The organism is Amycolatopsis sp. YIM 10, from assembly GCF_009429145.1.
GTDB lineage: Bacteria > Actinomycetota > Actinomycetes > Mycobacteriales > Pseudonocardiaceae > Amycolatopsis.
On the sequence record NZ_CP045480.1, the window covers coordinates 9198924 to 9223250 of the forward strand.

A 24327-nucleotide genomic window follows, 5' to 3' on the forward strand; every position below is an offset into this window, starting at 1 on the left:
TACCCTAATTCGACGGCCGCCGCAGTTCGCGCGCGGCCAGCACGACCAACACGACCGCGGTGACGAGCACGTACGCGTTGCCCAGCACGACCTCCACCGGGCCCCAGCCGAATTCGGTGGTGCCGCCGTTCGGCACCAGCATGATCAGGCAGCCCGCCAGCGGCGCCACCACCCCGGCGGCGAGCCAGTACCGGCGCTGCGCCAGCAGCAGCACGACCAGCGGCACCGCCCAGACCCAGTGGTGCGTCCAGGAAACCGGCGAGACCAGCAGCGCGAAGAACGCGGTCACCAGCACCGCGGCCAGTGCCTCGCCGCGCCGGTGGTACCGCACCACCAGGAACACCGCGGGCACCGCCAGCAGCGCGCCGATCGCCAGCGCCACCGGCATGCCCCACGGCGCCACCTCGGTGGCCCGCCCGAGCATGCCGTTCAGCGACTGGTTGAAGATCCAGTGCGTGGCGCCGATGCGTTCGGCGTCCGAAGCCGCCTCGGTCCAGTAACGCACCGCGTCCGTCGGCATCACCGCGAACATCAGCGCCTGGAGCAGGGCGAAGGTACCGAGCGCGCGCAGCGCGTCCTTCCAGCGACCGGTGAACAGCAGGTGCGGGATGAAGATCAACGGCGTCAGCTTCACCGCCGCCGCCACCCCGACCAGCACCCCGCCCCAGCGCGAACCACGCGCCGAGATCACCAGCACGTCCAGCATGATCAACGCCATCAGGATCAGGTTGATCTGCCCGAGGAACACCGTCTTCCAGACCGGCTCCAGCGCGAACGCGGCCACGGTCAGCCCGGCCACCGCGGGCCGGCCAACCACCCAGCCCGAGGACCGCAGGCTGATCTTCACCACGGCGGCCAGCCCGAGCACGGACAGCGCGCCGATCACCCCCCAGACCAGACCCGGCGGGACCAGCACCAGCGGCGAGAACAGCAGCGCGGCCGCCGGTGGATAGGTGAAGGGCAACCGCACCCACGGCGGCAGCGTGGTCAGGTGCTCACGGATGTAGAGCGGCTCGCCCTTGAGCATGGTCAGCGCGCCGGCCCGGTAGACCGCGCTGTCCGCACCGAGGTGCCAGTTCAGCAACCAGGCCGCGACGCCGACGGCCAGCGCCACGCCCGCCAGCGCACCGGCGGGCCACCACTTGAGGTCAGCGCGCAGACGTAACGTCGACATGTTCTTCCGATGCCGAGACGGGGTCCGACGGTTCGTCCGCGCCCCGGCGCCGGAAGACCAGCCAGCGCACGAGCAGCAGCAGCGCCAGCAGGAACGGCACCAGGATGTAGGCGCTGCCCAGCACGAACTGCCAGAACTCCCAGTGCAGCTCGATGTTGCGCCCGTTCGGCAGGATCAGCAGGACGCAGCTGAGGAAGATGCCGGTGACACCGAGTGCGACGGCCCAGCGGCGCCAGGCCGCGGCCGGGGTGGTCCGCGGCAGCCGCGAGACCAGCAGCACGATCAGCGGCACCGCCCAGACCCAGTGGTGCGACCAGGAAACCGGCGAGGCGAGCAGGACCCAGAACGCGGTGACCAGCAGCGCGGCCAGGTGCTGCCCGCGACGGTGGAACCGCAGCATCAGCCACACCGCGGGCGCGGCCAGCGCCGCCGCCAGCCCGTAGCTCGCCATCGACGCCCACGGCGCGAGATCGGTGAGGCGGTTGACCAGGCCGTTGATCGACTGGTTCCCCGCCCAGTGCAGCGGGCCGATGCGGCCGGTGTCCGGCAGCGTGTGCGACCAGTACCGCCAGGCGTCGTGCGGGACCAGCACGAACATCAGGCCCTGGAGCAGGACGAAGGTACCGAGCGCGCGCAGGGCATCCTTCCAGCGACCGGTGAACAGCAGGTGCGGGATGAAGATCAACGGCGTCAGCTTCACCGCCGCCGCCACCCCGACCAGCACCCCGCCCCAGCGCGAACCACGCGCCGAGATCACCAGCACGTCCAGCATGATCAACGCCATCAGGATCAGGTTGATCTGCCCGAGGAAGACGGTCCGCCAGACCGGCTCCAGCGCCAGCAGCACCACCGAGAAGACCAGCGTGGCGCGGGCCGGGGAGGCCCACCAGCGCGGGGCGTCCGGCTCGGGCCGCGGCAGCGAGCCGATCGCGATGCGCACGCACAGCGCCATCGCCAGGATCGAGATCGCGGTCAGCACGCCCCAGGCGACCTGGATCGGCATGATCGCCAGCGGCACGAAGAACAACGCGGCGGTCGGCGGATAGGTGAACGGCAGCAGCGCCCACCACGGCTCGGTGCTCAGCGTGTTCGAGTCGTAGAGCGGGTCACCGTTGAGCAGGGTCAGCGCCCCGGCCCGGTAGACCGCGCTGTCCACGCCGAGCCGCCAGTCCAGCAGCCAGCCGAGCACCCCGGCGGCGATCGCGATCAGCGGCACGGCGGCCAGCAGCAGGATCGAGCGGGGCCGGACGGACAGCCTGGCGAGCGAGGTGCGCAGGGCCAGCCGGGGGTGGCGGGCCGGTGGAGTGGACTCGCCGTCGGTGGCGGGCGGCGCGTGCTGGGTCACCCGACCAGCAAATCACGGGGCCGCCCCCGCAGGTCAGCCAGGTCTGGCGATCACGCGCGACCCAGCGAGCCGAGCAGCTCGCAGGCCCCGTCGTGGGTGCCGGGCAGCCGCAGCACCCGGATCCGCGGATCACCGGCCTGGTGCAACTGGGCGTCCACGCTCAGCCGTTCGTGCAGTTCCCGGCGCAGCAGCACCCCGCGCTGGGCGATGCCGCCGTCGCGGCGCAGCAGCACCGCCACCGTCGACGGGCCGAGCGCGGCCACGCTCTCGCCGCCGTCGAACACCTGCCGGACCGCGTCGGCGACCAGGATCATGCCGGTCAGCCTCGGCCAGCCGGCCAGCGCCGAGAAGTCCATGGTGACCACGAGCAGCATGTGGTCCATCGAGGCGGGCTCACCGCGGCGCGCGGCTTCGCGGTACACCTCGGCCAGCCGGGTCCGCAGGTAGGCGGCGGTCGGCAGGCTGGTCAGCGGGTCGGTCACCTCGGCCTTGGCGAGCTGGTCGAGCGCGACGTCGGCCCAGGCCACCGCGGTCACCCGCAGCAGGTTCGACGGGGTGGCGTCCACGTTCGGCACGACCAGCCCTTCGGCGCAGTCCGGCTGGGCGAGCACCGCGTGCAGGGCGGCGAGATCGGCCAGCGTCTCGGCTAGCCCGGCACCGGCGGCCGCGCGGGCGCGGCCCAGTCCGGCGAGCGCCACCTCGGGCGGCGTGCCGCCGACCACCGCCGCGCAGAGGACGTCGACCTCCGGCAGCGCCCAGTCGCTCGGGAACCGCCAGCCGGCGGCCAGGCTGGCGGTGCGCCAGCGATCACGCAGCGAGCGGCTGTCGGCACCGAGCGCGCCTGAGCTGGTGGCCTTGGGCGGCCAGCCGAGCACATCCGTCACCGCAGGGTTCCCTTCGTCATGGGGGTTCGACGGGAATGGGACGCGACGGGGTGCCCCGCGTGACGCGGTTCGACCAATCCGGTTGTCCGGCCGACCCATGGCGTGACGTTCACGAGTGCCTCAGTCACACTGGTCGCGGCGCGAGGGCAGCGCCACCGGTTGTGAAGGGGAGGGCCGTGGCCACCGTACCCGCTGACGTCAGCGGCCAGAGCGATGCCGAACTGATCGCTTCGGTGCGCACGGGCACGATTTCCGCGTACGGGCAGCTGTACGAACGGCACGTCAACGCCGCGTACAACCTGGCGAGGCAGCTCTCGCGGTCGCCCGCCGAAGCCGACGACCTGGTCTCCGAGGCCTTCGCCAAGGTGCTGGACACGCTGCGGGCGGGCAAGGGCCCGGACACCGCCTTCCGCGCCTACCTGCTGACCGCGCTGCGCCACACCGCGTACGACAAGACGCGCAAGGACAAGAAGGTCGACCTCAACGAGGACATGAGCACCGTCGGCGCCGACGCGCTGACCGTGCAGTTCTCCGACACCGCGGTGGCCGGGCTGGAGCGCACGATGGCCGCGAAGGCCTTCGCGCGGCTGCCCGAGCGCTGGCAGGCGGTGCTCTGGCACACCGAGATCGAGCAGCAGACACCGGCCGAGGTCGCGCCGCTGCTCGGGCTCACCGCGAACGGCGTCTCCGCGCTGGCCTACCGCGCCCGCGAGGGCCTGCGGCAGGCCTACCTGCAGGTCCACCTGGCCGAGACCTCGGCGGAACGCTGCCGCGCGACCGCCGACCGGCTCGGCGCCTGGACCCGTGACGGGTTGTCCAAGCGCGAACGCGCGCAGGTCGAAACCCATCTCGACGAATGTGAGCGCTGCTCGGCGCTGGCCGCCGAACTCGCCGACGTCAACGGTGCGTTGCGTGCCGTGGTCGCCCCGCTGGTGCTGGGTGGCGCGGTGTTCGCCTACCTGGCGGCGGCCGGCGCGACCAAGGCCTCCGCGGCGACCGCGGGAGCGGCGGCGGCCGGTGCCGCGGCCGCCGGTGCCGGGGCTGGTGCCGGTGCCTCCTCGGGTGGCGGCGGTGGCGCGATGGCGAACCTGGCCGCGTCGGGGCCCCGGCAGTTCATCGGGGTCGCCGTGTCCGGGGTGGCGGTGGCGGCCGCGGTCGCCGCCGCGCTGGCCTCGGGTGGTGGGCAGCAGATCCCGGCCGCGCTGGAGCAGCCGCCGGCGCCGCCCGCGGCCGTGGCACCGCCGCAACCGCAACCGCAACCGCAGCCGCAACCGCCCGCGCCGGTGGTGCCGCCGGTGGTGCCGCCCGCTCCCGCACCGGAACCCGAACCCGCGCCCGAGCCCGCACCGGAACCGGCGCCCGAGCCGGAACCCGCCCCCGAGCCCCCGCCTTCGGCGCCCGAGCCGGAACCACCCGCGCCGGAGCCGTCGAACATCGTCACCACCCCGCCGCCGGCGAGCCTCGAACTCACCCCGGGAGGGGATCCGGTGGACGTTCCGTTCACCGTGAACAACACCGGTGGCTCGGTGTCGGAGCCGGTGACCGTCACGCTGAACCTGCCGCCGGGCGTGAGCGCGGCGCAGATCCCCGGTGGGGGTGGTGGCGCCGCGCGTGCCCAGCAGCCTTCGGCCGAACCGCCGCCGCCGCTCCAGGTGAACTGCCCGAGCGGCTCGGGCACGGTGACCTGCACAACGGGCACCGGGTTGCAGCCGGGCCAGCAGGCGGTGCTGACCTTCCGGCTGGTCGCCGACGGCACGGCGGACGAGAGCCAGGTCACCGGCTCGGTGTCGTCGGGCACGACGGTGCCGGTGACGGTGAAGGTGCCGGTCGCGGCCGCGAAGGACGACGTGAAGCTGACCGTCAGCCAGGCGTGGACCTCGACCTTCCCGTGGGCGCGGCACCCGGTGCTGCACATCAGCCTGCACAACGCCGGCCCGACCATCAAGCCGGCGACGGTGACCGTCAACAGCCCGGCGAAGCTGATCCTCGGGACCTACCGCGCGACGTGCACCACCGAGGGCGGCACCACGAACTGCGCCAGCAAGAAGGCGATGAACCCCGGTGACCGGCTGCACATCTGGGTGCTGCTGGACAAGCAGCCGAGCAAGGACGTCACGGTCACGGTGACCGCGAAACTGGGCAAGGACGTCGAGTCCCAGACGGTGCACTTCGACTGCTGGGGCCGCAAGTGCCACCCGCCGTCCTCGTCGGTGACGCCGACCCCGCCGTCGTCCACCCCGCCGTCGAAGCCGACGACCACCCCGCCGAGCAGCGAGCCGTCGACACCGCCGAGCACGCCGCCGTCCAGCGAGCCTGCCGAACCGTCACCCGAGCCGGAACCGGAGCCCAAGCCCCAGCCACCGGCACCGCCGCAGCCGCCTGCCCCGCCGGCACTCACCCCGGGACCGCGCTGGGATCTGCCGTTCCTCTGAGGCCGGTGGGGCCGGGTTCCCCCGGTTCGATAGCGTGCCCGGCACTATGGGGAAATTGAGGCTGCTGCTGGCCCGGCACCGGGAACTGGTGCGATTCGCGCTGGTCGGCGGGGTGTGCTTCGTGTTGACCCTGGCGGTCAACTACGCGCTGAAGTTCACCGTGCTCACCGCGCACCCGGTGACCGCGCAGGGCATCGCGGTGCTGGTCGCGACGATCGTGTCCTACGTGCTCAGCAGCGAATGGTCCTTCCGCACCAGAGGCGGGCGGCGACGCCACCACGAAGCCGCGCTCTTCTTCCTGATCAGCGGGATCAGCCTCGGCCTCAACGCGCTGCCGCTCGGGATCTCACGGTACGTGTTCGACCTGCGCGTGCCGACCGTCACGCTGTTCACCCAGGAGGTGGCCGACTTCCTCAGCGGAATGATCATCGGCACCCTGCTCGGCACCGTCTTCCGCTGGTGGGCGATGAAGAAGTGGGTCTTCCCGCTGGCCGGGGCCCGCGAGCGCACGCGGCGGCGGACCCGGCCGGACCCGGCGATTCCCCAGGACCGGGCCGCCTGAGGAAGCACGCTACGTACACTTCGAACCGTGACCATTGTCGAGACGGTGCTCAGTCGCGTCCCGAAACCGCTGCGCCCGATCCTGATCAAGCACCGGGAGCTGCTGAAGTTCGCGATCGTCGGCGGCACCACCTTCCTGGTCGACAACGGAGTCTGGTACCTGCTCAAGCTGACCGTGCTGGAGTCCAAGCCGACCACGGCCAAGGCCGTCGCGATCATCGTCGCGACGATCGTGTCGTACGTGCTCAACAGCGAGTGGTCGTTCCGCACCAGGGGTGGCCGCGAACGCCATCACGAAGCCGCGCTGTTCTTCCTGATCAGCGGCGTGGCGATCGTGGTGAACCTGATCCCGCTGTACGCCTCCAGATACGTGCTCGACCTCGAAGTGCCGCACGTGCCGTTCTGGGCGCAGGAGATCGCCGACTTCACCAGCGGCTCGATCATCGGCATGCTGCTGGCGATGGTCTTCCGGTTCTGGGGCTTCAAGAAGTGGGTGTTCCCGGACGAGCTGGGCCACCGCCGCCGGGATGGCGACGACACCGACGACAGTGATGGCAACAACGAAGGCGCCGAGGTCCACGAGTTCCCCGCCCGCTGATCAGCGCGGGGTCCGCTCCACCGGCCAGTTCATCGCCGCGACCGCGTCGGCCGGGCGCGGGACACGCAGGAACAGGCTGAACGTCGCCGGTCGCTTGACCGAGAGTTCCAGCCTGCCGCCGTCGGCTTCGGCGAGCGCCCTGGCCAGCGCCAGCCCGACACCGGTGGAGCCGCCGCCGGAGAACCCGCGTTCGAAGATGTGCGGCGCCAGTTCGTCCGGCACGCCGGCCCCGGTGTCGTGCACCTCGACGACCACCGTGCCGTCGGCGTCGCCGCGTCGCGCGGCCAGGGTGACCGTGCCGGATCCGTGCCGCAGCGCGTTGTCCAGCAGCACCCCGATCACCTCGCGCAACCGGCTCGGCGTCGCCCTGGCCATCAGGCCCTCGGCCACGCGCAGCCGCAGGTTGCGCCCCTCGGCCTTCAGCGTCTGCTGCCATTCCTCGGCGATGCCGGGCAGCTCGGCGGGCAGGTCCATCGGCTCGGCGCCGACCTCGCTCGCCGCGCGGGCCGCTTCGAGCAGCTCGTCGAGCGCTTCGGCCAGCCGGTCGGCCTGCTCCTGGGCGGCGCGGGCGTCGTCGACGACCTCGGGATCGTCGGACAGGGTGAGCGACTCCAGCCGCAGTTGCAACGCGGTCAGGCGGCTGCGCAGCTGGTGCGACACGTCCCCGACCAGCTGCCGTTCCCGCTGCACCAGCTGGGCGAGCGCGGTGGCCGAGGAGTCCAGCGCCTCGGCGACCATGTCCAGCTCGCCGACGCCGTACCGCTTCGAATCGGGCCGGAAGTCGCCGCCGCCCAGGCGTGCCGCGCGATCGGCGACGTGCCGCAACGGCTTCGCGAGCCGCCGCGCGGTGACCGTGGCGACCACCGTGCCGATGCCCACCGACAGCACCACCAGCAGCACCACGGCCAGCGTGACCTGCGTCTGCGTGGTCCGCAGCGGGCCGGACGGGCTCTCCAGGGTGACCGTGCCCTCGCGGGCGATCGGCACGGTCACGGTCACCGGATCACTGCCGGGGTCGACGCCGTAGAACCTGTCCGCCTCGTTGCGCTGCCGCACGATGAGGCGGCCGTCCGGCGGCACACCGGCCCGCAGCTTGTCCAGTTCGAGCGTGCGGCTGGCGGCGATGTCGTCGTCGATGGTGGCCGCGATGACCTGCGCCCGCGCCGCCAGGTCCTCGCCGTTCAGGTTGTCCACCAGCAGCCACGCGGTCACCCCGAGCGGGATGCCGAGCGCCGCCCCGGTGACCGCGACGGCCAGCAGGATGGCGAGCAGGATGCGACGGCGCACGGGCGGCCCCGGCCTATTCGGCGTTGAAGCGGAAGCCGACCCCGCGCACGGTGGCGATCCGGCGCTCGGCGTCGTTCGGCTTGCCCGGCCGCGACAACCCGTCCTCCCCGGCGATGGTCAGCTTCCGGCGCAGCCAGGACATGTGCATGTCCAGCGTCTTGGAGGTCTTGGACTCCAGGTCGTTCCACACCTCGGCGAGGATCTCCTCGCGGCTGACCACCTGCCCGGCCCGGCTCATCAGCACCCGCAGCAGCTCGAACTCCTTGTTCGCCAGCTGCACCTCGCGACCGTCCACAGTGACCATTCGCGCGCCGAGGTCCATGCGCACGCCACCGGCTTCCAGCGCGTCCGGCGCCCGGCGGCGCAGCAGCGCGCGGATGCGGGCGAGCAGCTCGGCCAGCCGGAACGGCTTGGCCACGTAGTCGTCGGCACCGGCGTCGAGGCCGACCACGAAGTCGACCTCGTCGGTGCGCGCGGTGAGCATCAGCACCGGCAGCTCGGTGCCGCTGGCCCGCAGGCGGCGGCACACCTCCAGCCCGTCCATGCCGGGCAGACCGAGGTCGAGCACCAGCAGGTCGACCCGGTCGGCGGCGGTGCAGTCGAGCACGGATGGACCGTCACCGACCACCTTCACCGTGTACCCCTCGCGCTGCAACGCGCGCGACAGCGGATCCGCGATCGCGGGATCGTCCTCAGCCAGCAGAACCGTGCTCACCTGAGCAACTCTACGGGTACGCCCCGTGGAAGGATCGTGATCATGCCGCGCTTCACCGAGGACCTGGCGCTCGCCGCCCGGCTGGCGGACGCCGCCGACGCCATCACCACCGCGCGCTTCGGCGCGCTCGATCTGCGCGTGGACCGCAAGCCCGACCGCACCCCGGTGACCGACGCGGACACCGCGGTCGAGGACGCCATCCGCGCGCTGCTGGCCGTCGCCCGCCCGGACGACGCCGTGGCCGGTGAGGAACGCGGCGGCGAGACGGGCCCGACCGGCCGCACCTGGGTGCTCGACCCGATCGACGGCACCAAGAACTTCCTGCGCGGCCTGCCCGTGTGGGCCACGCTGATCGCGCTGGTGGAGGACGGTGAACCGGTGGTCGGCCTGGTCAGCGCCCCGCTGCTGGGCCGACGCTGGCAGGCCGCGACCGGCTCGGGCGCCTGGGTCCGAGACGCCGCCGGGCAGCGCCGGATCTCCGTGTCGAAGGTGTCCTCCCTCGAAGACGCCTACCTGTCCACCACGCACCTCGGTTCCTGGGTCGAGTACCACTCCCGCGAGGCGTACCTCGCGCTCACCGACGCGTGCTGGGAGAACCGCGCCTTCGGCGACTTCTGGCAGCACTGCCTGGTCGCCGAGGGCGCCATCGACCTGGCCGCCGAGGCCGTGGTGAACCCGTGGGACGTGGCCGCCGCGCAGGTGCTGGTCACCGAGGCGGGCGGCCGGTTCAGCGATCTGTCCGGACGGCCGCGTTACGACCAGGGCTCGGCCCTGTCCTCGAACGGCCTCCTCCACGACGCGGCTTTGGGGATCCTGGAGCGCTAGACCTGGCTTCCCGCCCAGTCCAGGCGGTCCACCGTCGGCCAGGCCCGTAGTGGGACCCGGACCGGCAGCACCATCGTGGTCGCGCACTGCTCGTCGATCACCCGGTACGGATCGCGCTGCTCGAAGTCGAGGTACCGCACGTGCACCTCGGGCAGCCGCGACCAGCCGAGCGCTTCGTAGTAACCCACCGAGTCCTCGCCGCACATCAGCAGCCCGAACGGCACGGCCAGCTCACCGAGCAGCGACGTGACCCGGGTGCCCAGCTCACGGCCGATGCCGCGGCCCCGGAACTCGGGGTGCACCGCGACCAGCCCGACGTTGCCGACCAGCACCTCCAGCGGTTCACCGCCCTCGGTCACCCGGACGAACCGCCGCAGCACTCCCGCGTGCGCGATCACCCGATCACCCTCGCGGCCGATCACCCGTGCCTCCGGCCGTGACCCGTACCAGGTCAGCTCGCCGGAGAACGCCGACGGGAAATCGGGATACGCCGCCCGGAGCATGGTCGCGAGCTCGGCGTGCTCCGCCCGCCCCAGCTCACCTTCGCGCCTGATTTCCCACGTTGTCATGGGCAGAAGCGTGACACCGGCAAGCTCGAACAAGCGAGCGATTTAAGTCCGGGCCCGCTAGGTGCGTGCTCCCGGGAGCACGCCCACCGCGCCCCGCGCCACCTGCGCCCAGGCCAGCCTGCCGAACAGGTAGTGGCAGGCCACCTGCTCGTTGGTGAACCGCGCCCAGTCGTACCGGTTGCCCTGCTCGCGCCAGAACACCTCCCACGCCGGTTCCGGCTCCTCGACCCGCAGCAGGCACCAGGCGTTGTCCGCCTCGGCGCCGATCGAGACGACCTCGGACGGCACGCCGAGCGAGTCCAGCCAGCGGGTGATCGAGTCGGTGTTCACGCCTCATCCCTTTCGAACGTGATGTCGGCGAGATAGCCGAGGGTGACCAGTTCGTCGGCCGAGTAGATCGCCCGGTAGCGCTCGCCGCTCGCCCACATCGGCAGCGCTCGGCGCACGCGGTAGCGCCGGTAGCCGGTGTCGAAGTACGCCATCGGCAGCGAACGCTTGCCGTACGGCGTGCCGTCGGCGGCGAAGATGCGCCCTTCGACCGGCCCGAAGCGGTCGACGAGCGTGCCTTCGGCCAGCACCACCGGATCGCCGGGCTGCCAGTCCTCGATTTCGCCGACCACCGGGTCGAGCGCGGGTGGTTCACCGGACGGCCCGGCCATCCGCCACCGGCCCGCGCGCACCCCGGCGAGGGCCTCGGCGGTGTCGATCAGGTGCGACTCGGGGTGGTCGTGCGGCGGGAAACCCCGTGCGGGCAGGGGAAGCTGGCGGGCCGGGCGGTCGGAGGCGACCGGCAGGTGCCCGATCGGGAACATGTGCACCAGGAACAACGCGACGATGCTCTCGCGTTCCTGGCGCGGCGTGCCGAGCTGCGGTGGCGGCTGGAACTGCTGCTGCGGTGGCTGGTGCGGTGGCCGGGGGCCACCCCACTGGTAGCCGCCCGGTGGCGGCGGCGCGTACTGCTGGGGCGCGTATGCGGGCGGGTAGTACGGCTGCGCGGGTGGCGCCGGCTGCTGGGGTGGCGGCACGACCTGCTGGAGGGGCGCGGCCTGCTGGGGCAGTACCTGCTGTGGCGGGGCGGCCTGCTGGGGCAGTACCTGTTGCGGCGGGGCAGCTTGCTGCGGCAGTACCTGTTGCGGCGGGGCCGCGTCGGAGAACCCGGCCGCGGTGGTGCCCGACACCGGCAGCGGCCCGATCGGCCCGGTCTTCATCGCCGCCGCCAGCCCGGACGGGGGCGTCGGCACGTCGTCGAACCCGCCCTGCGGCAGCAGTCCCTGGTATTCGCCGGGCGGCAGCGCGATCGGCCCGGTACCCATCGCACCCACCTCGTCCACGTCGGCCAGACCGTCCACTTCGGACAGAACCGGCAGGGAAAGCGGGGTGCGCAGGTGCGCGCCCGGATTCGGGTCGACCAGCTCGGTGGCGGGCGCCGAACCTTCGCCCCCGGGGCCGATCACCGTGGTCAGCCGGTCCGACACGGCGCCGAGATTGGCCGCCAGCCCGGTCAGCACGGTGTCCACGCCGAGCGCCGCCGCCGGGTGCCCGGCGTCGGCCGCGGCCAGTGCGGCGTCCCGGTTCTTGGCGGCGTCGACCAGCTGGCGCACCATTTCCACCTTCGCCGCGCCGACCTCGGCGGCGGCGTGCTCCAGCCGCAGCGCGGCCTGCCCGGCCCCGCGGGCCGCCGCGACCAGCTGCCCGGTGTCCGCGTCGGCGAACCCGGCCCACGCCCGGCGCGCGAGTTCACCCGCCTCCCCGGACAGCGCGGTCAGCGCTTCGCTGGCGACCACGTCCGCTTCGGACGCCAGCGCGGACAACTGCCGCTCCGCCTCGCGCCACGCCCCGGCTTGCTCCAGCAGGGCGTCCTCGTCCGCCTGCGGCCACTCGAGTCCGACCGCCGCGGCCACCTCGGCCAGCTCGCCGGGAAGCTCGATGCCCATTCCGCTCCCCCTAGCCGTTCAGTTCCTCTGCCGCCGCGGCATCCGCGCCGGTGTACTTCCCCGCGGCTGTGGAGAACTTCGTACCCCATGCCCCCAGCCGCGCGCTCAACCCCCGCACCAGCGCGCGTGTCTCCGCCGCGGGCGCGGCGTGCGACGCGGCGAAACTCTGGCCGGGGGTGTCGGTGCCCCAGGCCTCACCGGTGGCTTCGAGCGCCCACTCGAGATCGGCCGCGATGTGCCGCGCCCGCTCGGCGAAGCCCTCGAACTCCGCGGCTTTCGCCCGCAGAAGCCGGGCGTCGGCCTCGAATCCGGTCACCGCCCGTCCGATCCCGCGGTCGGCCAGCCCTCGTCGTCCAGCCAGACCTGGTCCTCGAAGCTCTCGTCCTCGACGGCTTCCCTTTCCTTGGCCGGCGCGGGATCCGGCACCAGCTCGGCGGCGTCGAGATCCGCCGTGCCGCGCAGCAGGGCGTGCGGATCGGTGCCCTTCGGCAAGGCCGGGGCCAGCACCTCCTCGGCGCAGGTGAACGCCTTCAGCCCGGCGGTGTCGACCAGCCGCACGATCTCCCTGGCGAGTTCGGCCGGCCCGTACTCGCGGTAGGCGGCCTCGCCGATCTCCAGCCCGGTCAGCGCGCCCTGGGGGCCGACGGTGGCCTTGAGCAGCCCGTCGCCGCTGCTCGCGGTGGCCCGCACGGCGGCCAGTTCCCGCTGCACGCCGGCCAGGTGGTCGCGGCTGCGCCGGTAGTCGGCGAGCAGTTCGTCCACGCGCGCTCGATGCTCGGTCACGACGGTCTCCTCCAGCCACAGCGGTCGGCAACGGTTCTGACGCGGCACACCGGCCGCCGGTTCCGCCCGCCGGGAAAATGTGGCCACATCGAGTCGGCGACCGCCCCGCCGGGTCAACCGGCGAGGGCTTTGACCACCCGGGAGGGGCTGGGGCGGCCGAGCCGCTCCGCCATCCACGTACTGGTGCGCACCAGCGCGTCCAGGTCGGCACCGTGCTCGATGCCGAGGCCGTCCAGCATCCAGACCAGGTCCTCGGTGGCGAGATTGCCGGTGGCCGACTCGGCGTACGGGCAGCCGCCGAGCCCGCCGGCCGACGAGTCCACAGTGGACACCCCGAGGCGCAGCGCGGCCAGCGTGTTCGACAGCGCCTGGCCGTAGGTGTCGTGGAAGTGCACGGCCAGCCGCTCCGGCGACGCGAAGCCGCCGACCACCCGCTCCACCTGGCCGGGCGTGGCCACGCCGATGGTGTCGCCGAGGGAGAGCTGGAAGCAGCCCATGTCCAGCAACCGCTGCCCGGCCGCGACCACCTGCTCGGCGGGCACCGCGCCCTCCCACGGGTCACCGAAGCACATCGACAGGTAACCGCGGACCTCGAGCCCTTCGGCCAGCGCGCGCGAGACCACCGGCTCGAACATGCCGAACTGCTCGTCCAGGCTGGAGTTCAGGTTGCGCTTGGCGAAGGTCTCGGTGGCGCTGGCGAAGATCGCGATGCTCGGCACCCCGGCGGCCAGCGCCCTGTCCAGCCCGCGCGCGTTCGGCACCAGCACCGGGTACGACACCCCGTCGCGGCGCTTCAGCCCGGCCAGCAACTGCTCGGCGTCGGCCAGCTGCGGCACCCACTTCGGGTGCACGAAACTGGTCGCCTCCAGCACGGACAACCCGGCGTCGGCCAGCCGGTCCAGGAACTCCAGCTTCACCTCGACCGGCACCACGGACTGCTCGTTCTGCAGCCCGTCGCGCGCGCCGACCTCCCAGATGGTCACCCGGTCCGGCAGCCCCGCCGCGGTCACCCGATCGGGCAGGCCGACCTCGCGTGCGCCCAACTCAGCGGCCCCGTCCGCGCTGCGGCGGCTCCTGCGGTGGCGCCTGCTGCTGCACGAAGTCGTCGTACGGGTTGTCGTTGACCTCGCGGTAGATGTGCGTGTGGACCTGCTCGACCTTCGGGATGTCCTCGAAGGTGAGCGGTTCGTCGGAGGCCGACTCGATGATCAGCGTGCCGCAGCCGAAAACGCGGTCGATCAGGCCGTGCTCGAAGCGCACGCTGTTGATCCGCGACATCGGGATGTCTATCCCGGTCCGCTTGAGCACGCCCTCACGGGCGATCAACCGGTCCGTGGTGACGATGAAGTGGGTGGTCCGCCACCGCACGAACGGGGTCAGGAACAACCACACGATCAGCAGCAGCCCGACCGCACCGATGGCGATCAGCCACACCATGTCCCACGGCGGCGTCGCGTCCATGGCCACCGTGGCCAGCCAGATCCCGCCGCCGATGGTGATCAGCAGGACCAGGAACGGCACCACCAGCATCTTGAAGTGCGGGTGCTTGTGCACCACGACGCGCTCGCCTTCGCTGAGCAGATCGTCTGGGTAAGCCACGTGACGCTCCCGTGCTCGATGCCTGCAGGTGCGACTTACCGTACTCGTCAGCTGGGGCGCAGGTGCACCACATCACCGGCAAAGATGGTGCGTCGCTGACCACCCGGGGTCTGCAGCACCAACTGCCCGGACGCGTCCACGTCCACCGCCTCGCCCGGCACCGCGCCGCCGTCCGGCGTGATGATGTTGACGCCCTGGCCGAGGGTGGCGCAGTGCCGCCGGTAGTCGGCCAGCAGACCGGCCCGCGCCAGGTCCCCGCCCGCCGCCCGCCAGCGGTTTTCCCGTTCGGCGAACGCGGTGAGCAGCAGCCGGGCGATCTCCGTGCGGTCGGTGGTGCGCGCGCCCTGCTCGGCCAGCGAGGTGGCGGGCAGCCCGCCGGGGCCCGGCGGCACCTTCTCCTTCAGCGGCAACACGTTCAGCCCGATGCCGAGCACCACGCCGATCTCCTCGGAGGACAGCGCCTCGGACAGCACACCGGCGCATTTCGCCCGATCGGGTCCGGCGAGCACGTCGTTCGGCCACTTCAGCACCGCGTCCACCCCGAGGTCGGCGGCCACGTCGACGAGCGCGAGCCCGGCGACCACGGCGAGCGAGCCGAGTCCGGCGAAGCTCACCTCGCGCGGGCGCAGCAGCACGCTGAGGTAGATCCCCGCGCCCTTCGGCGACCGCCAGTCGCGGGCGCGCCTGCCGACGCCGGCGGTCTGCTCGTCGGCGATCAGCACGGTCCGGTCCTCGGCCTGGAAGCCGTCGTCGGTGGTGGCGGCGGCGCGGAGGTCGGCGTTGGTGGAGCCGGTGCTGGCCACCACGTCGATCGCGGCGTACGGGCCTTCCGGCGGCAGAAGGGCGGCACGCAGCGGGGCCGCGTCCACGGGGGCGCTCCGGTGATTCACCCCTTCAGGTTAGAAGAGTCCCGCGCTTCGGGATATTCGGCGGTACGCTCCCGGCCGCCCCTCTAGCCTGACCGCGTGGCGAATCGACTCCACCGCTTTCTCGCGGGCGCGGGCGGGCGGGCACTGGTGGCAGTTCCGCTGGTGGGCGCGCTGGCGATCGGCGGGTACATGCTGGCCGAGCCCGAGTCCGCCGAACCGGTGCCGCAGGCAGCCGCGCCGAATCCGGTCGGTGGTGGCGCGGTGCCCGCCGGGCCGTCGACCCTGCGCGAGACCGCGCCGGTGGAGGCCGTGACGCCCGCGGTGGCGCCGAACGAGCTGGACGTCTGGGTTTCCCGGCTGGCCGGGCCATTGGACATTCCGCCGCAAGCGCTTGCCTCCTATGCGGCCGGAGAACTGAAGCTGCGCGAGGAACGGCCCGACTGCCACCTCACCTGGGTCACGCTGGCCGGGATGGGCAAGGCCGAGGACAACCACCGCGATGGTTCCGCCGAGAAGGCGATCGCCGCGGGCCGCAAGCTGTGCGGCAAGGGCGTCGACCTGAACACCGGCTGGTGGAAGGCCGTCGGGGCGTACAAGAACGACGGCGAACTCTTCCGGCAGAAAGCGCTCGGCAACGCGCAGCTCTACGCGACGCTCTCGCTGAACCCGGAACTCGCCTCGACCCCGACCACCCGCGCCACCCGGTTCGCGCTCGACCAGATCGGCCTGCCCTACGTCTGGGGCGGCAACGGGCCGGAGGCCGGAGCCGCCGGGTTCGACTGCTCGGGGCTGACCAAGGCCGCCTACGACAGCGCGGGCGTGAACCTGCCGCGCACGGCCGACAGCCAGTTCCGCGCGCTCGGCGCGTCGGCGGCGGAGCCCGCGCTCGGCGATCTGGTGTTCTACGGGAATCCGGGCACCCGCATCCACCACGTCGGTATGTACGTGGGCAACGGGCTGATGGTGAACGCGCCCACCGAAGGCCAGGCCATTCAACTGCACAGCTACCGCACCCGCGGTGACGACTACGCCGGAGCTGCCCGACCGTGACCGACTTCTGCTGGCTCGACCTGAAAACCCACGACGTGGCCGGTACCGCCGAGTTCTTCTCGGCCGCGCTGGGCTGGCGGTTCGCCGTGGACGAGCAGGACTGGCGCAAGGCCACCAAGATCTACCTCGGCGACTTCGCCCTCGGCGGGGTGAGCGATCTGGCGAACCCGATCTATCCGGCGGGCACGCCACCGCACGTGGCCTTCTACCTCGCCGTCGACGACGTGGACCACCGCACGGCCGTCGCGCTCGAACAGGGCGCCCAGCTGGTGGCCGGGCCGTTCGACGCCGGCGACCAGGGCCGTCTGTCCACTTTGCTCGATCCGGCCGGTGCGGCCGTCTCGTTCTGGGAAGCCGGTGAGTTCCACGGCTGGCCGGAACCGCCGGGGCGGTTGCTGCTCGCCTGCCCGGATCCCGCCGCGGCGCGGGACTTCTACGAACGCGTGCTGGGCGAGGTGCCGCCGTCGGCCGAGTTCGTCCACGGTGATTCGGTCGCGTGGGAACTCGCGCTACCGGTCGACGACCCCGGTTCCGGCCGCGTGACCAGTCCGGAAGGAATCGGTTTCCGGCTCACCAGCGCGCGGAGTGCTCTTCCCTGACGCCGAAGCCGCCGGAAAGATCTTCGGCGAAATACACCGGCGGCACTCCTCGGCTGTTCCGCCCACCCACACGGTTCGTTCCGAAGAACCGCCGTCGTGAATTCCGTCGACCAGATTCCAGAACACCGCCCGCCCGTCCACGGTGGTGCCGCACCCGGCACTCCAGCGCCACTCGGTCACCCGCGCGTGGGGCCCGGCCGACTCGTCCAGCAGGCGCGGCGCGTCGACCCGACCCGCCCGCCATTCACCTGGACCCAGCCGTGCACGCGCAGCGGGGTCTTGCGCGTCCAGATCGGGTGCTCGCCGTGCCTCGACACCACCTCCACCCGGTCACCGGCCAGTTCGACGGCCTTCCGCAGCACGGTGCGCTCCCGGAACACACCGCGCTCGCGGTCGTGCACGGGCCCAGAACGACTGCGACGCGCCGGCGATCCGCACCGGGCCGACGCACAGCTGCAGGCGCGGTCCGTAGGCGCCGACGTACCGCCAGCGCTTGAGGGGACGCAATGCGCGAAACGCGGGTAACCGCGCGGGATCGAGCCGTCCGTTTCCGTCATTACGCCAGTCCGGTTCGAGCATCGGGCAATCCTGAAGGCGCGACACACCGAAGCACTGACGTATCCCCTAGGGAGAACCGGTGCAGAATTTTCCCGTAGGCGATGTCGATATCCGGCGGGCCGCTTCGACGTATAGGTGAAGGCACCCGCCGACCGGAACGGAGAAAGCGATGTCCCACCCACTCGGACCGCTGGCCGACAACTTCACCGCCTACGCCGTCTACGCCACCGCCCAGACCGAAATGCGGCACGCCTACGCGCTGATCGAGGCCGGGCAGTACCTGGCCGCCGCGGCGGAGATCTCCTCGGCCGCCCGCGCCGCCGAGGTGCTCGCCCGCCGCACCGAACTGCTCGACCCCGAACGCGGACGCCGGTGGCGAAAAGTGGCGTCGACCAGGCACAAGTTCGCCGAACACGCCCGTGCACGCGCGGCGCGGGCCCTGCCGGACGCCGCCTAGACCACCACGCCGTAGTCCGCCAGCTCGACCGATTCGGACTTCTCCTGCATGCCGCCGGTCAGCAGCTTCCGCCACGGCCCGGCCAGCATCGCGCGGGTGACCCCGTTGCGCAGCCGGATGCCGAGCGACGAGGACGGCAGGAACGCCCGCGTACCGCCGGGCATCGGCCGCTGGTTCTCCCGCACGTAGTCCCCCAGCTTCGCCTCGTACGCGGCGAAGGCGACCCGGTGATCCCCTCCCGCCGCGGCCAGTTCGCCCGCCAGCACGTACGCGCCGACCAGCGCCATGCTGGTGCCCATCCCGACCGACCCGCCGAACGCGGCGTCGCCGAGCAGCACCACGCGCCCGCGCGACCAGCCGTCGACCCGCACCTTGGCCGCCCGATCGGTGAAGAAGTCGTCGGCCGCCCACATCCCCCGCAGCAGGTGCGGCACCTCCCACCCGGCCCCGGCGAACGCGTCGGCCACCGCCTGCTTTTGCCCGCTGAAGCCGGTCCGCGGCAGCGGCGGCGTGACGAAGTACAGGTAACCGCGGGCCCCGTGCGGTGTCGGGTAGAGGCTCGCCATGCGCCCGCCGACGCCGTTCGCGGCGGGCAGGTTGAGCATCAGCTGCCAGTCGTCCAGCGAGTCCGGCGCGTCCAGGCCGAAGATCGCCAGCTGGTAGCCGAGATCGGTGACAAACCGCTCTTCCGGCCCGAAGGCCAGCGCGCGCACGTTCGAGTGCAGCCCGTCCGCGCCCACCACCAGGTCGAAGGTCCGCGTGCCCGACCTGGCGAAGGTGACCTCCACCCCGTCGGCGTGCTCGGTGAGGCTGGTGATGGTGTCGTCGAAGAGGTACTCGACCCCGTCCTGCGCGGCCCCGACCAGCAGGCCGACCAGGTCACCGCGCAGGATCTCCAGTTCGGCGATGATGCCGCCGGAGTCGCCGAGCGCCTCGGCGGGGAACTCCACCACCCGGCGGCCCGCCTCGTTCACGTTGGCCATGCCCCGGACGCCGGTGTGCGCGGCCCGCACGGCGTCGAGCAGGCCCATGCGCTCGACGACGGTCCGCGCGGCACCGCGCAGGTCGATCGCCTGCCCGCCGGGCCGGGGCGCCGGGGCGCGCTCGACCACGGTCGGCGCGAACCCGTGGCGGCGCAGCCAGTGGGCCAGCGCCGGGCCGGCGACGCTGGCGCCCGAGATCAGGACGTTCTTCATGGTTTCTCCCCGGTGTTCACCTAGTGCGCTACGTACACTGTACATAGTTACCTGTACGCCCTACATACGTCCAGTACTTAGCCATATTGCTGCGTTATCGCACTAGTGCACAGGGGTGGTGCACTAGGATGGTGGGCGCCCCACCGGAAGGAGTCCCGCGATGAACACCGCGCCGTACGCCCGGATCGTCGACGAGATCAAGGCGCGCATCGACGCGGGCGAGTTGAAGCCGGGCGACCGGGTGCCCTCGACCCGGCAGATCACCCAGGACTGGGGCGTGGCGATGGCCACCGCCACCAAGGTGCTCACCACGCTGCGGCGGGAGGGCCTGGTGCGGGCGGTGCCCGGGGTCGGCACCGTGGTGCGGACCACCGAGGTACCCGCGCCGCCGGTGCGCGCGACCCGTCGCCGGATGGCCGAAGCCGAGTTGAGCCGCGAGGCCGTGGTGCGGCGGGCCATCGAAATCGCCGACACCGAGGGCCTGCGCGCGCTGTCCATGCGCCGGGTGGCCACCGACCTCGGCGCCGCCACCATGTCGCTCTACCGCTACGTCCCCGGCAAGGACGAGCTGGTCCTGCTCATGGCCGACGCCTGCTTCGGCGACCTGCTTTTGCCCGCGGCAGCGCCTCCGGGCTGGCGGGCGCGGTTGGAGGTGGCCGCGCGCACGCAATGGCAGATCTACCGGCGGCACCCGTGGCTGGCCCAGGTCATCTCGATGACGCGCCCGCAGCCGCTGGAGAACCTGCTTCTGCACGCGGAATGGTCGATCAGCGCGCTGCGCGAACTCGACCTGCCCCCTTCGACGGCGCTGTACTTCCACGTCGCCGTGTTCGGTTACGTCCGCGGAGCTGCGGCGAACCTGGAGCCCGAGGCGGAGGCCGAGCGCGAGACCGGGCTGAGCGCGGACGAATGGGTCGAGACGCAGGAGGCCGAGTTCAACCGCATCGTCGCTTCCGGCGCCATCCCGGCCTTCGCCGAACTCGCCGCACAGGACGATTTCGACCTGGACCTGGACATGCTGTTCGAACTGGGCCTGCGCTGGACACTCGACGGCATGGCCGCTTCGATCGAACGCCGCGATTTTCCCCGCTGAAGCTAGTGGCGCACGCCCGCGATTTGGGTGGCCTGGGCGACGAGGCGGTCCTTGCTGTCGAAGGCGTGCGCGACCTCGTCCATCCGGTTGCCGCCGACATCGCCGGCGGTCATGCGGACGCGGATCGGGCCGGGCGCGGGCAGGCGCCGCACGTAGGCGGAGAACTGCACGGTCGGCGCCCAGCCGGACAGGCCGAGGTCGTAGGACACCGGCGGCACCGGGTCCAGGCCGACCAGCAGGCTCAGCGGGTCCCAGTCGGCGCCGTCGGCGAGCCGCTGCCACGTGGAGATCACCCCGCCGCGCACGGGCTTGCCGACCGCGAACCCGGCCACACGCGGGTCGAGCCGCTGGTCGATCACGTTCATCAGGTCCACCTTGAACCCCGCGCCCGGCGCCTCGGCGGGCATGGGCACGCAGTCTTCTTCCGGCGGAAGATCGATCGGCTCGATCCCGGACCACCACGGGTCGGACTCGTCGAGCAGACCCTGCGTGAGCAGAGCTTCCACGCACGGCTTGTCTTTCTGGGCCAGCCGGGCGCGCAGCTGCGTCAGCCCGCGACCGGCCCGCAGCACCTCCACCGTCACCCGCGCGGGCCCGGCGTCGGGCGGCGCGGAGAACGAGCCGCTGACCGCGGTGAGGTGCGGGTGCGCCGGGGACAGCTCGGCAGCGGCCCGGCCGAGCACGGCGAGCAGGTAGCCGCCGTGCAGCTTGCCGCCGACCGACCACTGCGGGTCCAGCTCGGCGTCGAACTCGGTCTCGGAGCGCCGGTCGAGCGCGGTGGCCTCCTGGAAGTTACCCATGGGTTCACATTGACACTGTTAACTTGACGCTGTCAACCTGATCCGGTGGACGGGAAACGGCAACGGGCGAACGCGGGCGACGGCGAGAAGCTGCGGGAGGAAATCCTCGAAGCCGCCGAGGCGCTGCTGATCGAAGCCGGTACCGAAGAGGCGCTGACCCTGCGTGCCGTGGCCCGCCGGGTCGGCGTCACCACTCCCTCGGTCTACCTGCATTTCGCGGGCAAAAGCGCGTTGCTCGAAGCCGTCTGCCTGCGGGTTTGGCGCGAACTGGCGGCGCGGATGCGCGACTACGCCGGCGGCGTCGACGACCCGCTGCGCGCGCTCGGCCGGTGCGGGCGGGTGTACGCGAACTTCGCGCTCGACCACCCGGTGCAGTACCGCGTGCTGATGATGCGCCCGACCAACGGCCTCTCACCCGGCGCCGACGCGTGCTTCCGGCACATCGCGAAGGCCGCCGCGGCCTGCGTGGACGCCGGGATCATGCGCGGCGATCCGGAGACGCTGACGGTCGGCCTGTGGTCGGCGCTGCACGGGTGCGTGACCCTGCTGATCGCGCACCCGGAGTTCGCCTGGCCCGCCGACCGGGACGCGTTGATCGACGGCACCATCCGCATGGCCGGGTTCGGCAGCGTGCTCGCCTCCCGCATCCCGCGCGAGGCCACTCCGTCCAGCGAGGCGCTTTCCGCCGGTCTCGACGCACTCACCAGGGAGTGGCGCGAGCACTAGGCTGACGGCGTGACCGAACCCGAGCAGGATCGGCTCGCCCCCGCGAAAACGTGGCTCGAACAGGGCCGGTACGACCGCGCGCTGGCCGAGCTGGACCGCTTCCGCTGGCGCGACGAGGTCGACTCCACCTATCTGCGGGCGCTGGCGCTCTGGCTGAACGACCAGGACGCCGACGCCGTCAAAGCGGCTTCCGCGGGCATAAGACGGTTCGGCCCGCACGCGCCGCTGCTCAGCGTGCTCGGGCAGGCGTACCACTCGCTCGGCAAGCTGCCGAAGGCCGAGCGCGCCCTGCTGGACGCGCTCGCGCTGAGCCCCGACGACACCCATCTGCTCTGCGCCTACGCCCGCGTCTGCATCGACGCAGGTCAGCTGCGAAAAGCCGCCGACCTGCTGGATCGCGCCGCCCCCGCCGCCGACGTCACCCGCCGCACCCGCGACCTGCTTCTGCGGGCGAAAGCAGCCGACGAGGAGGAGCGGCGGGTGGAGCGGCATCCGTTGTTGCGGCCGCTCGCGCCGCTCAACCGGTTCGGCCCGATCAAAACGTGGATCGGGGTCATCGTGCTCATTTTCTGCCTGCGCATGCTCGGGCTGACGCCGCTCGCGGTGCTGCTCGGCGTCACTTGGTTCGCCTACGCGCTCTACTCCTGGTTCGCACCCACGCTGGTTCGCCGCCTGGTTCGCCGGAAACTAGGCCACTAACTGACCTACATGCTTCCTACGGTTGCTCCATGAGCACCGAGATCAAGCCCTTCCGCATCGAAATCCCCCAGGCCGACCTCGACGACCTGCGTGACCGACTGGCCCGCACGCGCTGGCCCCGGCAGTTGCCCGGCGCCGAGTGGAGCCGGGGCGTGCCGGTCGACTACCTCCGCGAACTGGCCGAATACTGGCGCGATGGCTTCGACTGGCGGGCCCAGGAGGCGAGATTCAACGAGTTCCCGCAGTTCCTGACCGAAATCGACGGCCAGCCGATCCACTTCTTCCATCTCCGGTCGGCCAGGCCGGACGCGCTCCCGCTGCTGCTCACGCACAGCTGGCCGAACTCGTTCGCGGAGTTCGCCGAGGTGCTCGGGCCGTTGTCGGCGGACTTCCACGTGGTCGTGCCTTCGCTGCCCGGCTTCGGTTTCTCTCCGCTGGTCGAACCTGAGTGGGGACTCGAGAAGATCGCGAAGACGTGGGCGAAGCTGATGAGCCGCCTCGGTTACCAGCGCTACGGCGCGCACGGCAACGACGCCGGCGCACTGGTGTCGCCGCAGCTCGCGCTGGTCGACACCGAGCACGTGGCCGGCGTGCACATCACCGGCGGCCTCGGCATCACCGAGGAAATGCTGGCCGAATGGGGCGTGGGCGGCAGCGGGTACGGCGAATACCTCGCCGCGCGGCCGCAAACGCTTGCCTACGGCTGGCACGATTCGCCGGTCGCGCAGCTGGCCTACCTGGTCGAGCGGTTCAAGGAGTTCGACGGCTGGCACCAGGCGGGCAGCACCGAGCCGATCGAGCGGGACCGGATCCTGACCAACGCGAGCGTCTACTGGCTGACCGAGACCGGCGCGTCCTCGGCGTGGCCGTACTACACGGCTTCGGCAGGCCTGCCGGTCGACCAGGCGCTGGTGCCGACGGGTGTCTCCCACGGCGGCCCCGACGAATTCCGCCAGGTCGCCGCGGCGAAGAACAACATCGTGCACTGGGCGAACCGGGACAGCGGGGGCAGCCACATGATCGCCATGGCGGCGCCGGAGTCGATCGTCGCCGACCTGCGGGAGTTCTTCGGCGCGCTCAGCTAGGCAAACTGCCCAGGATTTCGGTGATGGCCAGGGTGTTCTGGTACTCGCGCCAGAGCACCACCCGGCCGTCGCGGACCTGGAGCACGCCGATGAAGGCGGCCGAGGCGGGCCGGTCGGTCGGTCGGTCGGTCGGTCGGTCGGGAGCACGGTGCCAGCCAGTTCGTACTCGACCACGATCTTCTCCGGATCGGTCGTCTCGTGGACCGTCACGTTGCGGCACTCCTCGAACCGGAAGGGCAGCTCACCGCGGGTGCGTTCGGCGAAGGCGAGGAAGTCGGCCTTGTTGTCGAACCGGTTCGGGCGCGAACGCGGGGAGAACGGCGTCTCGATCACCGCGTCCTCGGCGAGCAGATCGTCGAACGCGGCCGTGCCGCCGAGCCAGCCGTCGCGCATCGCTTCGAAGGCCTCCAGTGCGTTCGACATCAGCGTTCCCCTAACCTGAGTGGTGACTCATGTACACCTGCGCGAGCATAATGAGTCGCCACTCAC

The 24327-nt window shown here is 71.9% G+C and carries 28 protein-coding genes; 12 read left to right on the plus strand and 16 right to left on the minus strand.

Features of this window, described 5'->3' with window-relative positions; all coding sequences use genetic code 11:
- Positions 1-4: 4 nt before the first annotated feature.
- The 3 genes from YIM_RS42585 to YIM_RS42595 are packed head-to-tail and all read right to left on the minus strand — an operon-like array spanning position 5 to position 3394.
- Positions 5-1174 carry a glycosyltransferase 87 family protein gene (locus YIM_RS42585; protein WP_153035753.1) on the minus strand — a complete coding sequence of 390 codons (1170 nt, stop codon included), beginning with the start codon at positions 1172-1174 and terminating at the stop codon, positions 5-7.
- A complete protein-coding gene (locus tag YIM_RS42590; protein ID WP_153035754.1) occupies positions 1149-2519 on the minus strand; it encodes a glycosyltransferase 87 family protein in 1371 nt (456 codons plus the stop codon). The genes YIM_RS42585 and YIM_RS42590 overlap by 26 nt, the downstream gene beginning before the upstream one ends.
- Before the next feature lie 50 nt (positions 2520-2569).
- Complete coding sequence (locus tag YIM_RS42595) at positions 2570-3394, minus strand: GGDEF domain-containing protein (RefSeq protein WP_228005084.1); 825 nt, start codon at positions 3392-3394, stop codon at positions 2570-2572.
- A 185-nt stretch (positions 3395-3579) separates the two neighbouring features.
- Between YIM_RS42595 and YIM_RS42600 the strand changes: the two genes are divergently transcribed.
- Genes YIM_RS42600 through YIM_RS42610 form a run of 3 tightly spaced genes read left to right on the plus strand, consistent with a single transcriptional unit; the run spans position 3580 to position 6994 of the window.
- A complete protein-coding gene (locus YIM_RS42600; RefSeq protein WP_194239933.1) occupies positions 3580-5835 on the plus strand; it encodes a sigma-70 family RNA polymerase sigma factor in 2256 nt (751 codons plus the stop codon).
- 46 nt (positions 5836-5881) lie between these two features.
- The gene (locus YIM_RS42605; protein ID WP_194239934.1) at positions 5882-6397 is read left to right on the plus strand and encodes a GtrA family protein; all 516 of its coding nucleotides are present in this window, start codon (positions 5882-5884) and stop codon (positions 6395-6397) included.
- 27 nt (positions 6398-6424) lie between these two features.
- A complete protein-coding gene (locus tag YIM_RS42610; protein WP_153035757.1) occupies positions 6425-6994 on the plus strand; it encodes a GtrA family protein in 570 nt (189 codons plus the stop codon).
- Here the strand turns inward: YIM_RS42610 and YIM_RS42615 are convergent, their stop codons facing one another.
- Both YIM_RS42615 and YIM_RS42620 read right to left on the minus strand, forming a co-directional pair.
- Positions 6995-8281, minus strand: a complete 1287-nt coding sequence (locus YIM_RS42615) for an ATP-binding protein (RefSeq protein WP_153035758.1) — start codon at positions 8279-8281, stop codon at positions 6995-6997. It abuts the gene before it with no gap.
- A gap of 13 nt (positions 8282-8294) precedes the next feature.
- Complete coding sequence (locus YIM_RS42620) at positions 8295-8996, minus strand: response regulator transcription factor (RefSeq protein WP_153035760.1); 702 nt, start codon at positions 8994-8996, stop codon at positions 8295-8297.
- A 42-nt stretch (positions 8997-9038) separates the two neighbouring features.
- Here YIM_RS42620 and hisN point away from each other — a divergent pair, with 42 nt between their 5' ends.
- The gene (gene hisN, locus YIM_RS42625) at positions 9039-9821 is read left to right on the plus strand and encodes a histidinol-phosphatase (protein WP_370468923.1); all 783 of its coding nucleotides are present in this window, start codon (positions 9039-9041) and stop codon (positions 9819-9821) included.
- Here hisN and YIM_RS42630 read toward each other — a convergent pair.
- The 8 genes from YIM_RS42630 to YIM_RS42665 form a co-directional block, all read right to left on the minus strand.
- Positions 9818-10390 (minus strand): GNAT family N-acetyltransferase, encoded by a 573-nt coding sequence (locus tag YIM_RS42630; protein ID WP_153035762.1) that lies wholly within the window; start codon positions 10388-10390, stop codon positions 9818-9820. The two genes, hisN and YIM_RS42630, sit on opposite strands and share 4 nt — an antisense overlap.
- 57 nt (positions 10391-10447) lie before the next feature.
- On the minus strand, positions 10448-10720 hold the full coding sequence (locus tag YIM_RS42635; RefSeq protein WP_153035764.1) for a hypothetical protein: 273 nt from the start codon (positions 10718-10720) through the stop codon (positions 10448-10450).
- Entirely contained in the window at positions 10717-12324 is a 1608-nt protein-coding gene (locus YIM_RS42640; protein WP_153035765.1) for a TNT domain-containing protein, read from the minus strand. The genes YIM_RS42635 and YIM_RS42640 overlap by 4 nt, the downstream gene beginning before the upstream one ends.
- 10 nt (positions 12325-12334) lie before the next feature.
- Entirely contained in the window at positions 12335-12640 is a 306-nt protein-coding gene (locus tag YIM_RS42645; RefSeq protein ID WP_228004363.1) for a hypothetical protein, read from the minus strand.
- Positions 12637-13107, minus strand: a complete 471-nt coding sequence (locus YIM_RS42650) for a YbaB/EbfC family nucleoid-associated protein (protein ID WP_153035767.1) — start codon at positions 13105-13107, stop codon at positions 12637-12639. The genes YIM_RS42645 and YIM_RS42650 overlap by 4 nt, the downstream gene beginning before the upstream one ends.
- A 113-nt stretch (positions 13108-13220) precedes the next feature.
- On the minus strand, positions 13221-14150 hold the full coding sequence (locus YIM_RS42655) for a hydroxymethylglutaryl-CoA lyase (RefSeq protein ID WP_153035768.1): 930 nt from the start codon (positions 14148-14150) through the stop codon (positions 13221-13223).
- A 1-nt stretch (position 14151) separates the two neighbouring features.
- Positions 14152-14706: a PH domain-containing protein gene (locus YIM_RS42660; RefSeq protein ID WP_153035769.1), complete on the minus strand. Its 555-nt coding sequence runs from the start codon at positions 14704-14706 to the stop codon at positions 14152-14154.
- Positions 14707-14753: 47 nt separating this feature from the next.
- Positions 14754-15596, minus strand: coding sequence for a biotin--[acetyl-CoA-carboxylase] ligase (locus YIM_RS42665; RefSeq protein WP_228004364.1), 843 nt, complete (start codon positions 15594-15596; stop codon positions 14754-14756).
- Positions 15597-15671: 75 nt separating this feature from the next.
- Between YIM_RS42665 and YIM_RS42670 the strand changes: the two genes are divergently transcribed.
- Both YIM_RS42670 and YIM_RS42675 read left to right on the plus strand, forming a co-directional pair.
- A complete protein-coding gene (locus YIM_RS42670) occupies positions 15672-16625 on the plus strand; it encodes a C40 family peptidase (protein ID WP_228004365.1) in 954 nt (317 codons plus the stop codon).
- Positions 16622-17224, plus strand: coding sequence for a VOC family protein (locus tag YIM_RS42675; protein WP_153035770.1), 603 nt, complete (start codon positions 16622-16624; stop codon positions 17222-17224). The genes YIM_RS42670 and YIM_RS42675 overlap by 4 nt, the downstream gene beginning before the upstream one ends.
- 176 nt (positions 17225-17400) lie before the next feature.
- On the opposite strand, the gene YIM_RS48805 is transcribed toward YIM_RS42675, so the two are convergent.
- Entirely contained in the window at positions 17401-17625 is a 225-nt protein-coding gene (locus tag YIM_RS48805; RefSeq protein ID WP_194239936.1) for a hypothetical protein, read from the minus strand.
- A 326-nt stretch (positions 17626-17951) separates the two neighbouring features.
- On the opposite strand from YIM_RS48805, the gene YIM_RS42685 reads away from it, so the two are divergent.
- On the plus strand, positions 17952-18239 hold the full coding sequence (locus YIM_RS42685) for a hypothetical protein (RefSeq protein WP_153035772.1): 288 nt from the start codon (positions 17952-17954) through the stop codon (positions 18237-18239).
- Here YIM_RS42685 and YIM_RS42690 read toward each other — a convergent pair.
- Complete coding sequence (locus tag YIM_RS42690) at positions 18236-19435, minus strand: FAD-dependent monooxygenase (protein WP_153035773.1); 1200 nt, start codon at positions 19433-19435, stop codon at positions 18236-18238. The genes YIM_RS42685 and YIM_RS42690 overlap by 4 nt on opposite strands.
- 160 nt (positions 19436-19595) lie before the next feature.
- Between YIM_RS42690 and YIM_RS42695 the strand changes: the two genes are divergently transcribed.
- On the plus strand, positions 19596-20528 hold the full coding sequence (locus YIM_RS42695) for a TetR/AcrR family transcriptional regulator C-terminal domain-containing protein (RefSeq protein ID WP_153035774.1): 933 nt from the start codon (positions 19596-19598) through the stop codon (positions 20526-20528).
- Positions 20529-20530: 2 nt separating this feature from the next.
- On the opposite strand, the gene YIM_RS42700 is transcribed toward YIM_RS42695, so the two are convergent.
- Entirely contained in the window at positions 20531-21328 is a 798-nt protein-coding gene (locus YIM_RS42700) for a thioesterase family protein (RefSeq protein ID WP_153035775.1), read from the minus strand.
- Positions 21329-21373: 45 nt separating this feature from the next.
- Here YIM_RS42700 and YIM_RS42705 point away from each other — a divergent pair, with 45 nt between their 5' ends.
- The 4 genes from YIM_RS42705 (at position 21374) to YIM_RS42720 (ending at position 24280) form a co-directional block, all read left to right on the plus strand.
- On the plus strand, positions 21374-22054 hold the full coding sequence (locus tag YIM_RS42705) for a TetR/AcrR family transcriptional regulator (protein ID WP_153035777.1): 681 nt from the start codon (positions 21374-21376) through the stop codon (positions 22052-22054).
- A 9-nt stretch (positions 22055-22063) separates the two neighbouring features.
- Positions 22064-22753 carry a tetratricopeptide repeat protein gene (locus YIM_RS42710; protein WP_153035779.1) on the plus strand — a complete coding sequence of 230 codons (690 nt, stop codon included), beginning with the start codon at positions 22064-22066 and terminating at the stop codon, positions 22751-22753.
- 29 nt (positions 22754-22782) lie between these two features.
- Positions 22783-23838 carry an epoxide hydrolase family protein gene (locus YIM_RS42715; RefSeq protein ID WP_153035780.1) on the plus strand — a complete coding sequence of 352 codons (1056 nt, stop codon included), beginning with the start codon at positions 22783-22785 and terminating at the stop codon, positions 23836-23838.
- A 148-nt stretch (positions 23839-23986) separates the two neighbouring features.
- Entirely contained in the window at positions 23987-24280 is a 294-nt protein-coding gene (locus YIM_RS42720; protein WP_153035781.1) for a hypothetical protein, read from the plus strand.
- Positions 24281-24327 lie beyond the last annotated feature (47 nt).

What these genes read in the sequence shown, in the direction of transcription:
- YIM_RS42585 (WP_153035753.1), bottom strand. Translation starts at nt 1,174, where the DNA reads ATGTCGACGTTACGTCTGCGCGCTGACCTCAAGTGGTGGCCCGCCGGT.
- YIM_RS42605 (WP_194239934.1), top strand. Translation starts at nt 5,882, where the DNA reads ATGGGGAAATTGAGGCTGCTGCTGGCCCGGCACCGGGAACTGGTGCGA.
- hisN (WP_370468923.1), top strand. Translation starts at nt 9,039, where the DNA reads ATGCCGCGCTTCACCGAGGACCTGGCGCTCGCCGCCCGGCTGGCGGAC.
- YIM_RS42630 (WP_153035762.1), bottom strand. Translation starts at nt 10,390, where the DNA reads ATGACAACGTGGGAAATCAGGCGCGAAGGTGAGCTGGGGCGGGCGGAG.
- YIM_RS42640 (WP_153035765.1), bottom strand. Translation starts at nt 12,324, where the DNA reads ATGGGCATCGAGCTTCCCGGCGAGCTGGCCGAGGTGGCCGCGGCGGTC.
- YIM_RS42685 (WP_153035772.1), top strand. Translation starts at nt 17,952, where the DNA reads ATGTCCCACCCACTCGGACCGCTGGCCGACAACTTCACCGCCTACGCC.
- YIM_RS42690 (WP_153035773.1), bottom strand. Translation starts at nt 19,435, where the DNA reads ATGAAGAACGTCCTGATCTCGGGCGCCAGCGTCGCCGGCCCGGCGCTG.
- YIM_RS42695 (WP_153035774.1), top strand. Translation starts at nt 19,596, where the DNA reads ATGAACACCGCGCCGTACGCCCGGATCGTCGACGAGATCAAGGCGCGC.
- YIM_RS42700 (WP_153035775.1), bottom strand. Translation starts at nt 21,328, where the DNA reads ATGGGTAACTTCCAGGAGGCCACCGCGCTCGACCGGCGCTCCGAGACC.
- YIM_RS42715 (WP_153035780.1), top strand. Translation starts at nt 22,783, where the DNA reads ATGAGCACCGAGATCAAGCCCTTCCGCATCGAAATCCCCCAGGCCGAC.